The sequence below is a fragment of the Streptomyces sp. BR123 genome, assembly GCF_013401435.1.
Lineage (GTDB): Bacteria > Actinomycetota > Actinomycetes > Streptomycetales > Streptomycetaceae > Streptomyces.
The window spans coordinates 1-9,882 of sequence record NZ_JACBGN010000258.1 but is presented as its reverse complement, the minus strand read 5'-3'; the positions used below and the strand labels follow the sequence as shown (position 1 = coordinate 9,882).

The 9,882-nt window shown below is 73.3% G+C and carries 9 protein-coding genes; 1 reads left to right on the top strand and 8 read right to left on the bottom strand.

Going from position 1 to position 9,882, the window contains the following annotated elements; all coding sequences use genetic code 11:
- Positions 1–23: 23 nt before the first annotated feature.
- The 4 genes from HYE82_RS28810 to HYE82_RS28795 all read right to left on the bottom strand — a co-directional run bounded on the left by HYE82_RS28810 (position 24) and on the right by HYE82_RS28795 (position 4,411).
- Positions 24–1,010 carry an ABC transporter permease gene (locus HYE82_RS28810; protein ID WP_179177107.1) on the bottom strand — a complete coding sequence of 329 codons (987 nt, stop codon included), beginning with the start codon at positions 1,008–1,010 and terminating at the stop codon, positions 24–26.
- The gene (locus HYE82_RS28805; RefSeq protein WP_179177106.1) at positions 1,007–1,960 is read right to left on the bottom strand and encodes an ABC transporter permease; all 954 of its coding nucleotides are present in this window, start codon (positions 1,958–1,960) and stop codon (positions 1,007–1,009) included. Before HYE82_RS28805 ends, HYE82_RS28810 begins: the two co-directional genes overlap by 4 nt.
- Positions 1,961–2,012: 52 nt before the next feature.
- The gene (locus HYE82_RS28800) at positions 2,013–3,755 is read right to left on the bottom strand and encodes an ABC transporter substrate-binding protein (protein ID WP_179177105.1); all 1,743 of its coding nucleotides are present in this window, start codon (positions 3,753–3,755) and stop codon (positions 2,013–2,015) included.
- A gap of 164 nt (positions 3,756–3,919) precedes the next feature.
- Positions 3,920–4,411, bottom strand: a complete 492-nt coding sequence (locus tag HYE82_RS28795; protein WP_179177104.1) for a hypothetical protein — start codon at positions 4,409–4,411, stop codon at positions 3,920–3,922.
- Between the two features lie 84 nt (positions 4,412–4,495).
- Here HYE82_RS28795 and HYE82_RS28790 point away from each other — a divergent pair, with 84 nt between their 5' ends.
- Entirely contained in the window at positions 4,496–5,881 is a 1,386-nt protein-coding gene (locus HYE82_RS28790; RefSeq protein ID WP_256987847.1) for a cutinase family protein, read from the top strand.
- 99 nt (positions 5,882–5,980) lie between these two features.
- Here HYE82_RS28790 and HYE82_RS28785 read toward each other — a convergent pair whose 3' ends face one another.
- The 4 genes from HYE82_RS28785 to HYE82_RS28770 are packed head-to-tail and all read right to left on the bottom strand — an operon-like array spanning position 5,981 to position 9,778.
- A complete protein-coding gene (locus tag HYE82_RS28785) occupies positions 5,981–6,694 on the bottom strand; it encodes a GntR family transcriptional regulator (protein ID WP_179177102.1) in 714 nt (237 codons plus the stop codon).
- A gap of 56 nt (positions 6,695–6,750) precedes the next feature.
- Positions 6,751–7,695, bottom strand: a complete 945-nt coding sequence (locus tag HYE82_RS28780; protein ID WP_309144480.1) for an ornithine cyclodeaminase family protein — start codon at positions 7,693–7,695, stop codon at positions 6,751–6,753.
- On the bottom strand, positions 7,692–8,777 hold the full coding sequence (locus HYE82_RS28775) for a proline racemase family protein (protein ID WP_309144479.1): 1,086 nt from the start codon (positions 8,775–8,777) through the stop codon (positions 7,692–7,694). The genes HYE82_RS28780 and HYE82_RS28775 overlap by 4 nt, the downstream gene beginning before the upstream one ends.
- Positions 8,774–9,778 carry a proline racemase family protein gene (locus HYE82_RS28770; protein ID WP_179177101.1) on the bottom strand — a complete coding sequence of 335 codons (1,005 nt, stop codon included), beginning with the start codon at positions 9,776–9,778 and terminating at the stop codon, positions 8,774–8,776. The genes HYE82_RS28775 and HYE82_RS28770 overlap by 4 nt, the downstream gene beginning before the upstream one ends.
- Between the last annotated feature and the right edge of the window lie 104 nt (positions 9,779–9,882).

Below are 9,882 nucleotides of genomic sequence, written 5' to 3'. Positions count from 1 at the left end.
GGCGGGGGCCGCGGGGGCGGTCATCAGTACCTCACCCTCGGGTCGACGACGGCGTACAGGAGGTCGACGACGAGATTGGCGACGACGATGAAGAAGGCGGCCAGCAGCGTGACCCCGAGGACCACCGGCTGGTCGGAGCTGACGAGGGCGCCGTAGAACAGCCGCCCGATGCCGGGCAGTCCGAAGATGGACTCGGTGATGACGGCGCCGGCGAGGAGGCCGCCGAGGTCCATGCCGAAGATGGTCAGGATCGGGGTCATCCCGGAGCGCAGGCCGTGTTTGACGACGACGGTGCGTTCGGGCATGCCCTTGGCGCGGGCGGTGCGGATGTACGGCTCGGCCATCGCCTCGATCATGGAGCCGCGGCTCTGGCGGGCGTACATGGCGGCGTACAGCAGGGCCAGGGCGGTCCAGGGCAGCAGCAGGTTGGTCGCCCAGCCGAGGGGGTCGGCGGTGAAGGGCTGGTAGGCGGGGTAGGGCAGCAGGCCGGCGATGCGGATGACTCCGTAGATGAGCATCACGGAGGTGAAGTAGACCGGCAGGGAGGCGGCGGCGACCGCGCCGACCATGAGGGCCTTGTCGGTGGCGGTGTCCTTGCGCAGGGCGGCGGTTACGCCGGCGCCGAGGCCGAGGACGAGCCACAGCGCGGCGGCGCCGAGGGCGAGGGAGGCGGAGACGGGCAGCCGGTCCATGAGCAGGTCCCACACGGGCAGGGAGTTCTCGTAGGAGTAGCCCAGGCAGGGGAAGTCGCAGCGGACGGCGTACTGGCCGGTGCCGAGGGTGCGGCCGGTGAAGATGCCGGTGAGGAAGTCGCCGAACTGGCGCCACAGCGGCTGGTCCAGGCCCAGGTAGGCGCGGACGTCGGCGATGCGCTCGGGGCTGCAGGTCTTGCCGCAGGCGGCCGCGGCCGGGTCGGAGGGCAGGACGTAGAAGATGACGAACGTGACGGCGGCGATGGCGAGGAGCACGCCCGCGAGGGCGAGCAGCCGGCGCGCGAGGTAGAGGATCAACTGCGGCCTCCCCGCGGGTCGAGGATGTCGCGCAGGGCGTCCCCGAGGAGGGTGAAGGCGAGGACGGCGAGGAAGAGGAAGGTGCTCGGGATGATGAAGTACATCGGGTCGGTCTCGTAGAAGGCGACGGACTCGGCGATCATCTGGCCCCAGGACGGGGTGGGCGGGCGGACGCCCACGCCGAGGTAGCTGAGGGCGGCCTCGGTGCTGATCATGCCGGGGATGAGCAGGGTGGTGTAGGCGATGACCGGGCCCGAGACGCCGGGGAGGATCTCGCGGGTGAGGATCCGCCAGGAGCCGGAGCCGCCGACGCGGGCGGCGTCGACGTACTCGCGGTGTTTGAGGGAGAGGGTCTGGCCGCGGACGACGCGGGCGACGCCGGGCCAGCCGAAGATGCCGATGACGGCGGTCATGAGGACGATCCGGTTGACGTCCTTGGCCACGGACAGCATCGCGATCATGAAGATGAGGGACGGGAAGGACATCGTCAGGTCCATCAGGCGGGACAGGACGGTGTCGGTGCGGCCGCCGAAGTAGCCGGCGGCGATCCCGGCGGCGGTACCGGTGACGACGACGATGGCGGTCGCGGCGAACGCGATGAGGAGGGAGACCTGGGCGCCGGTGACGACGCGGGCGAACAGGTCGCGGCCGGTGACGGGTTCGACGCCGAGCCAGTGCTCGGGGCTGATCCCGCCGAAGGAGCCGAGGGGCTGGCCGCCGAGGTAGGGGTCGACGGCGGACTTGTCGAACTCCTCCGGGGACCAGCCGCCCAGGGCGCCGAGCCAGGGGGCGGTGGCGGCCATCAGGACGAAGAGGAGGACGACGCAGAGGCTGACGCGGACGGCGGGGCGGCGGCGGAGCTCCCGCCGGGCGAGCTGCCAGGGGCTGCTGCCCGGGGGGAGGTCCCTGGCCGGCGCGGATGCGGTCGGCGGGGCGGCGTTGGCGGTCATGGCTGTCGTGGGTTCCGGGAGCCGGGGTCCGGGGCCGAGGGCCGGGGCCCCCTCAGCCCTGGCCCTTCGAGGGGTCCTTGAGGCCGACGGTGGCGTAGTCGATGGTGCCGGTCCAGACGGGGTGGCCGAAGGCGCCGGCGATGTTGGTGCCGACGAGGAGGGGCTTGCGCTCCTGCAGGACCGGGATGGAGGGGGCCTTCTTCATGATCTCGGCGTCGAGGTCGATCCAGGCCTGGTTGGCCTGCTTGGCGTCGGCCATGGCGTTGATCTCGTCGATCCGCTTCTGCACGGCCTCGTCGCGGAACTGGCTGTAGTTGCCCTGGTTGCCCTTCTCCTTGATGGTGCGTCCGTCGAAGACGAACGGGATCCAGGTGGAGCCGGACGGGTAGTCCGGGCACCAGCCGGTGAAGGTCATGTCCGGGGTGGTGGACAGGTCGCCGATGACGTCGTAGTAGGCGCCCGGGTCGACGGTGTCGATGACGACCTCGACGCCTGCGCGGGCGAGGCCCTGCTGGATGGCCTCGGCGCGGCCCTTGTCTCCGGTGGAGACGGCGAGGGACACCTTGAGGGTCTCCTTCCCGGCGGCCTTGAGGAGTTCCTTGGCCCTGGCGGGGTCGCCCGCCGGGGCGATCTTGAGGGTGTCGGCCTGCTTGCCGCCGGTGAGGGCGGGCGGCAGGTAGGCGGTGGCGATCTCGTTGAGGGCCGGGCCGCCGGCGGCGGTGATGACGGCCTCCTTGTCGAGGGCGTGGTGCATGGCCTCGCGGACCTTGGGGTCGTTGAAGGGGGCGCGGGAGTTGTTCAGGTGCAGCATCGTGGTGCAGCCCTGGGACTCGGCGAGCAGGCGGGACTTGACCTCCGGCTTGGGCAGCACCTTGGGGGCGCTCTCCGGGCGCATGTTGGAGTACTCCACGGCGGAGGCGTCGGCGCCCTCGGAGGCGATGATGCGGTCGTCGATCTGGCCGCCCTTGAGGCCCATGACGACGACGAACTTGTCCGGGTAGGCCTTGCGGACGGTGTCGGTCTTCGGGTCCCAGTGCTCGTTGCGGACGAGGACGAGCTTCTTGTCGCGGTCGTACGACTCGATCTTGTAGGGACCGGAGGAGAACGGGCGGGCGTCGTACTGGGTGCCCTTCTCCTGGGACTGCGGGACCGGCGCGAAGGTGGGGAGGGTGGCGGTCGCGGAGAACTCGGCGACCGGGCGCTTCAGTTCGAAGACGACGGTGCGGTCGTCGGGGGTCTTGACGGAGTCGAGGTGCTGCCCCTGGAGCGGGCCCTTGTAGCCCTCGGTGCCGGCGAGGTACTGGGCGGCGTAGTCGGGGCCGCCGGTGAGGTCGGGGGCGAAGGAGCGCTCGACGTTGTACTTGACGTCCTGGGCCTTGACGGGCGTTCCGTCCTCGTACTTCAGGCCCTCCTTGAGGGTGAAGGTCCAGGTGCGGCCGCCGTTGGAGGGCGTGCCGAGGTCGGTGGCGAGGTCGGGGACGAGCTCGCTGCCGGCCTTGCCGGGCTCGGCCTTGAAGGTGACGAGGGTGCGGTAGAGCAGGCGGGTGCCGAAGTCCATGGCCGGCATCGTCCAGTTGCGGGCCGGGTCGAGGTGGGAGAAGTCCTGGTTGGACAGGACGGTGAGCGTGCCGCCCTTGACGGGGGTGCCGCCGAGGACCTTGCCGTCGTTGGCGGCGGCAGGGTTGGCGGAACCGCCGCCCTTGGAGGCCTTCTTGGGGTCGGAGCAGCCCGAGGCGCCGACTGCGAGAGCCGCCACCAGGGCGGTGGCGAGGGCGAGTTGGGTGCGCTTGGTCATGGTCACTCCAGTGCAGGGCCGCTCTACGATGTGACCGGTAACATAGTAATGTGAAATTGCACTGACAAGAGATCAGCCCCGCCGTTATCCAGCCGTGTCCAAATCCGGGCCGCCGCACGCGCTGCGGGAGCCGCGCGCCCCGGGCGGCCCCGCCGGCCGGCGCGCTACGCGGAGGGCGGCGGCGAAGGCAGCCCGGGGCCCGGGTCGTGGACGTCAAGCTGGTCGCGCAGGTCGTCCCAGCGCAGGGCGGTCCAGCGGGCCGCCATGGCGACGACCGCCCGGCGGGCTGCGGCCCCGTCACCATCGGCGGGGCCCAGTAACCGGGCGTACCGCGCATCCCGGGCGAACTCCTCGCACAGCACTGCCAGGGTTTCCGCCTTGCGGGCCCGCTCGGCGGGACGCAGGAAGCCCAGGGCCGCGCTGAGTCCGGCCGCGGCGAGCGCGAGCGCCGCCACCGGCCCCTGGACGGCCTCGTCGGCGAGCACGGTGGCGCCCGCGACCGCGGACAACAGGGCGACGACCAGCCCGGCCCAGGTCTCCAGGAACCGCCACCAGGCAGCCCAGCCCCGCTGTCCCCGCGCCACCCGCTCGGCCTGCAGCTCCAACGCCGTGAGCTCCGCGGCGGCGGGGCCTCCCTCCGGCGGCACGGACTCCACCGCGACCCCTGGGCGCGGTGCGGTCCCGCCGCTAGGCTCCGCGTGGGCGGAACTGCGGCGCGGTTCGGGGGGAGTGGTGGACGGATGGCTGTCCGAGGTCCGGCGGGTGCTCCGACGAGGCGGTCGGCCGCGTGCCGGCGTCGAAGGCTGCGGATCGGTCGGATCGGTTGGGGAGTCGTCTTGGCTCTCGTGTGGATCACGCTGGCGGGGTGCTCCCGTGAGATCGTCGATCAGGGACCCTCCGATCGGTATCGCGCGGCACTGTCCGGAGACTGTTCCGAGGACTTCATCGTCGTGTTCGCCCGTGGATCGGGTCAACCCCCGGACATCTCGGGGCAGCCGGAGACGCGGCGGTTCTTCCAGGCGCTCGACGAAGTGTTCCGCACCACGGTGCGGATCGGCCATGTGTCGGTGGCCTACCCGGCACTCGGCGGTCTGGCGCAGAACCTGGAGGCCTATCGCAACGGCGCCTCTTCGGGCAGGTACCACGACAGCCGTCAGGCGGGCACCGACGCGGCGGCGGCCCTCCTCAACGAGCGGTCCGCACGGTGCGACGCGGCGGAACGCGCCGAGGGGACGGGCGGGCACCGGCAGCGGTTCATCCTCGGCGGGTACTCGCAGGGCGCCCATGCGATGCGCGAGGCCCTCTTTCGCCTGGACGCGCGCACGCGGGCCCGGGTGTCGTACGTGGCGCTCTTCGGGGACCCCACCTTCCTCGACGGGGAGCCCACCGCGAAGGGCAGCCGGGCCGGCGGGGCGCAGGGGCTCTTCGGGGGCGCCCGGCCACAGGTCCCGCCGGAACTCGCCTCGCTGACCGACTCGTACTGCGACGGCGAGGACTTCCTGTGCGGTGGCGGGCCCCAGGCGTCGGGCATGCTCAAGGGGCAGGCCGAGGACTGGGTGAAGCAGGCGCTGGGTCGGCGGCCGCAACACGCGCTGTACCCGTTCGACGAGATGTACCGTGCCGCGGCAGAGAACCTGAAACGGCGCCACCTGCCGCAGCTGCGGCCCCGTCTCGACACGCGGCCGGGGCGGTTCGCCGGCCGGTACGAGGGGACGGCCGCCTGCGACTGGACAGGCGAGGTGGGGCAGTCCGACCCGCGGCTGCTGCTGTACCTCACCCTCGACGTCGCAGGTGCGGATACCACGGACCACGGTACCGCCGCCACGGAGCACCTGACGGCGTCGCTGACCTACGAGGACACCTCTTCACCGACGCGGCGGCTGCTCGGAAGGGCGCAGCTGTCCGGCACGGGCGCGCCCGGCAAGGTGGAGCTGCGCCACGAGCGGTGGACCGAGGGCGGAACCGGGCTGCAGCCGCTCGACATCGCCGCCTCGGCGACGCAGGTGGTGCTCGGCGACGGGCCGGTCGCCGGGGCGGAGAAGGTGTCGTCCCTCGCCACTCCGCTCCAGGGCCATGCCGGGTGCTTCTACCGGCTGAACCGGGTGGGCGGCGGCGCCGACGGCTGACGCCCGGCTCCCGCGCGGCCCACGGGAGCACCGGAGCGCGGTCGGCTGCCCTGGGCCGCAGCACCTGCCGTCGGTTCGCGTCGGCGCTCCGCAGCGCCGTCAGCGCGTCGAGCCGAGGCCCGTGGAGGCGGGGCGGCCCACCGGTTCGTTGCGGGCTTCGGCCCACAGGGAGCGGACGTGGCCCAGGTGGCGGCGCATGCACTCCTCGGCCCCTTCCGCGTCGCCCGCGAGCATCAGGTCCAGGAGTTCGATGTGCTCCTCGGCGGAGGAGACCAGCTTGCCGGCCTCGTCCAGGCCCGTCAGGCCGTAGAGGCGGGACCGCTTGCGGAGGTCGCCGACCGTTTCGACGAGGCGTTCGTTGCCGGCGAGGCCGAGCAGCGTGAGGTGGAAGCGGCGGTCCGCCTCCAGGTAGCCGATGAGGTTGTGCTCGCGGGCGCTCGTGACGATCTCCTCCGCGATGGGGCGCAGCTCCTCCAGCTGCTCCTTCGTCGCCATTCGGGTGACCTTGGCGACGGTCGGGACCTCGATCATCGTGCGCAGTTCGGTGTACTGGTCCAGGTCGCGCTCGCTGACCTCGGTGATGCGGAAGCCCTTGTTGCGGACGGGTTCGACGAGGCCCTCGCGGGCCAGGTCGAGCATGGCCTCGCGGACCGGGGTGGCGGAGACGCCGAGCTCGGCGGCCAGGCCGGGGGCTGAGTAGACGCTGCCGGGGCGGAGTTCGCCCGCTATCAGGGCTGCTCGGAGGGCATGGCCGACCTGGTCGCGGAGCCGTTCCTGGGCCTTGATGAGACTGTGCTGCTTCAGGTCACCCATTGCTTTTCCTCCGAGGCACCGCACACGACCGACGTGCAGGGCAACAGCGTACAATGTCACGTTTCGCTGTTCTCCCCGGCGGCGACGTACAGGGCCACCGCCACGGCAAGATCCTCCCAGGCCATGCCCACGCTCTTGAAGAGCTGTGGACGACCAGGCCTCCCGCCGGGCGGTATCCGGCCCGCTACCAGGTCGGCCAGGGTGCCGTGGATATGACCGGGGCCGATGGCCCCCTCCGCCTCCGGCACCAGCAGGTCCCCCGCCTCGCGCAGGGCCGCGGTCCGCGCCTCCACGTACACGGCCGACCGCCGCACCAGCGCCGTGTCCGTCTCGCGGGCGTCCGGCTCGTGCGAGCCGACCGCCACCACCACCGCGTCCGGAGCCACCAGCCGCCCGTCGAAGAGCGGGGTGCGGGCCGAGGTGCAGCAGACCACCAGATCGGCCTCGGCCACGTCCGCCGCCGTCCCGGTACGGGCGGGGACGCCCAGGGCCTGGGCGTGCGCCGCCAGCTTCCGGGCCCCGGCCGGGTCGCGGGCGACGACCACCGCCCCCGCCAGCTCCCGCACCCCGGCCACCGCTTCGAGGTGCCCGTACGCCTGCGGCCCGCTGCCGAAGAGCACCAGCCGCAGCGGCCGCCCCTCCGGGGCCAGGTACCGCAGCGCCAGCACCGAGACCGCGGGGGTCCGCAGCGCCGTGAGGGCGGCGCCGTCGAGGAGGGCGACCGGGCTCAGGGTGGCACCGTCCATCAGCAGGTACGAGCCGGTGATGCGCGGCAGGCCGAGCGCCGGGTTGCCGGGCGCCACCCCGGCGATCTTCACCCCGGCGTACGCCCCCGCCGCCGCCGGCATCAGGAGCAGTTCCCCGCCCGGCACCCGCAGCGCGCTGCGCTGGGGGCAGAGTTCGGGGTCCAGCCCGCGGCGCAGGGTCTCGGCCAGGGCGTCGGCGGCCCCGGCCGGGGTGAGCAGCCCGGCCAGCTCGTGGGCCCCGAGCCGGCGGATCACAGCAGGAACCCGGTGCCGAGGGTGTCGTGCGGGTCGAGGACGAAGGTGTGCTCGCCGGTGCGGTACGCGGTGCCGGTGACCTCCGTGACCAGGCCGTCCCCGGCACCGGCCGGTCCCGCGTCCGGGACCACGCGGCCCGTGAACACCGTGCCGACCACCGACTCGTGGAGCAGGTCCTCGCCGGGCCCGAGCCGCCCGTCCTCCGCCAGCAGGGCGAGCCGCGCCGAGGTGCCGGAGCCGCAGGGCGAGCGGTCGACCTGCCCGTCGGCGAAGACGGTCGCGTTGCGCTGGTGCGGGCCGAACGGGGTGTCGGGCAGCTCCTCGTGGAGGATCACCCCGTAGACGCCGGAGAGCAGCGGCCCGCCCGGGTGCCAGGCCCCGGGGTGGGTGGCGAGGGCGGCCCGGATCTCGCGCCCGGCGCGCACCAGGTCGGGCAGGGCGGCCCGGGTGACGTCCAGGCCGAGGTCGCGGGCGCGGACGGAGGCGTAGCAGGCGCCGGCGTGCGCGAGGTCCACCTCGGCGAGGCCGAGGGTGGTGGCGACGGGCACCTTGCGGGCGGTGACCCGGGCGGGGACGTTGCGGAAGGTGACCCCGGTGGTGCGGCCCCCGTCCCGGTGCACGGTGGCGGTGACCCGCCCCGACGGGACGTCGATCCGCACCTCGACCTCCCCCTGCTCCGGGGCGGGGACCCGGCCGCTGTCGACCGCCCAGGCGCCGAGCGCCATGGTGCCGTGGCCGCAGGCGGTGGAGTAGCCGTCCTTGTGCCAGAACAGCACCCCGAAGTGGGCCCCGTCGTCGTCCGGGGGCACGACGAACCCGCCGTACATCCCGGCGTGCCCGCGCGGTTCCTGCACGAGCACGCGCCGTACGTCGTCCAGCCCGCCCGGGCGCGGGGCCGTCCCGGAGCCGCCGGGGCCGATGGCGGTGGCGCACCGCTCGGCGACGGTGTCCCCGGGCACGGCCGGGAACCCCGGGGCGGTGGTGTCGACGATCCGGAAGGGCTCCGCGGCGGTGTGGTAGTCGACCGTGCGGACGGTCAGCGGGTGCCGGGGGGAGGACGGTGCGGGGGGCGCGGGAGTCACAGCAGGAACCCTCCGGGGAAGGGGTCGGTCGGGTCGAGGAAGTACTGGGCGGTGCCGGTGATCCAGGCCCGGCCGGTGACGGTGGGGACGACCGCCTCGTGGCCGCCGACGGTGGTCCGGCCGACGAGGCGGCCGGTGAACTCGGTGCCGATGAAGGACTCGTTGACGAAGTCGGTGTCGAGGCCGAGGAGGCCGCGGGCGTGCAGCTGGGCCATGCGCGCGCTGGTGCCCGTACCGCAGGGCGAGCGGTCGAACCAGCCCGGGTGGATGGCCATGGCGTGCCGGGAGCGGCGGGCGTCGGAGCCGGGGGCGGCGAGGTAGACGTGCTTCACCCCGGCGATGGAGGGGTTCTCGGGGTGGACGGGCCGGTCGGCGGAGGCGTTGATCGCGTCCATGACGGCGAGGCCGGCGGCGAGCAGGTCGTCCTTGCGGGCCCGGTCGAAGGGAAGCCCGAGGGCGTCGAGTTCGACGAAGGCGTAGAAGTTGCCGCCGTAGGCGAGGTCGTAGGTGACGGTGCCGTGGCCGGGGACCTCCGCCTTGAGGTCGAGTCCGACGCAGAAGGAGGGGACGTTGGTGAGGGTGACGGCGGTGGCCGCCCCGTCCTCGACGCGGACGTCGACGCTGACGAGCCCCGCCGGGGTGTCGAGGCGGACGGTGGTGACCGGTTCGACGGCCGCCACCATGCCCGTCTCGACGAGGACGGTGGCGACCCCGATGGTGCCGTGCCCGCACATGGGCAGCAGGCCCGACACCTCGATGTACAGCACGCCGAAGTCGGCGTCGGGGCGGGTGGGGGGCTGCAGGATCGCGCCGCTCATCGCGGAGTGCCCGCGCGGCTCGTACATGAGCAGGGTGCGGACGTGGTCCAGGTGCTCGATGAAGTGGAGCCGCTTCTCGGCCATGGTGGCGCCGGGAATCACCCCGACGCCCCCGGTGATCACCCGGGTCGGCATGCCCTCGGTGTGCGAGTCCACCGCGTGGTAGATGTGGCGCGTGCGCATGGGGTCCCCCCGGTCGGCTAGTTGAGTCCCTCGGCGAGGGCCTTCTCGGTGGCGGCGCGGACGGCCGCCTCGGTCTCGCCGGCGAGCGGGAGGCGGGGCGGGCG